At 36.2% G+C, this 1230-nt stretch carries 1 pseudogene; it reads right to left on the bottom strand.

Annotated features, from left to right (window positions below):
* A pseudogene (locus H131_RS25780) lies at window positions 1-1207 on the bottom strand (IS3 family transposase); the annotation flags it as partial.
* Window positions 1208-1230: the final 23 nt, after the last annotated feature.

The raw sequence follows: 1230 nt of genomic DNA, 5'->3' as shown, positions 1-1230 counted from the left end.
GATTTTAAGAGACCGAAGAAGTTCTCAATTACTGCGTTATCAAGGCAGTTTCCTTTACGAGACATACTTTGTGTAATGCCATGTTTTTTTAATGCGTGAGCGTATTGTTTCATTTGATAATGCCATCCTTGATCAGAGTGAAGCACTGGGGCATCTCCTTCAGATAAGCGAGTGAAGGCTTGTTCTAACATCTCTGAAACAAGTGGATAGATAGGACGTTTTTCAAGGTTATAGGCAATAATTTCTTCGTTAAACAAATCAAGTACAGGGGATAGATAAAGTTTCTCTCCAAATAAATGGAATTCTGTCACATCTGTTACCCATTTTTCGTTAGGTTTTACTGCCACGAAATTACGTTTTAAAATATTTGGCGCAATCTTCCCGACGTTTCCTTTGTATGAGCGATACTTTCTCATACGGACAAGTGATTTCAAACCCAGTTTTTGCATAAGACGATGTACAGTTTTATGATTGATCAAATAGCCATAATTACGTAATTCTAACGTGATTCTCCGATAACCATATCGACCTTTGTGTTCATGATAAATAGAAGAAATCAACGATTTCATTTCGGCATACTTATCAGGTCGGTTTAAGTTATTGATCCAGTAATAATAGGTACTTCGCTTGATATCAGCGAGCTTAATTAATGCTTGTACAGCGAATTCTTCCCTTAGTTCATACACTACTTGCGCTTTGTCTTTTGATGTAATACTTCCTTTTCTTGAACTAAGGCATTCAACTTTTTTAGATAGGCATTCTCCATACGTAAATAGTCTATTTCGGCTTGTAAAGCTTCTACAGTTCCTTCAGCTGGCACTTGTTTTTTTGTTGTTTGTTTATGGTTTTTATTCATCGATGTACGCCCCTTTGATTTTGGTTCTAGGGCTATCATTCCACCTGTTTCATAAAGTTTTCGCCATTTACGAATATTCCCTGCAGAAGGGATATTGAAAATAATAGCCGCTTCACGAGAAGACGCCCCATGTTCGTTCATATAATTGAGTACGTCTAGTTTAAACTGTGTCGAATATCTTGTATAGGATTTTTTAAAAGCTTCGAGTCCATGATAGTCATATCGTTTCATCCACTCCATAATCGTAATTCCATCGGTTTTCAGCAATCGTCCAATACTTTCATAGCTCTCTTTCTCTGATAAATAAAGTTCAATCGCATTTATTTTATCGTCTAGTGTAAATTTAACCATAAAAAAACTGCACCTCCAATTGT

Origin of the sequence: Lysinibacillus sphaericus OT4b.31 (assembly GCF_000392615.1) — a bacterium.
Classification (GTDB): Bacteria; Bacillota; Bacilli; order Bacillales_A; family Planococcaceae; genus Lysinibacillus; species Lysinibacillus sphaericus_B.
The sequence above is the reverse complement of the archived record's forward strand: the minus strand, read 5'-3'. Positions and strand labels throughout refer to the sequence as shown.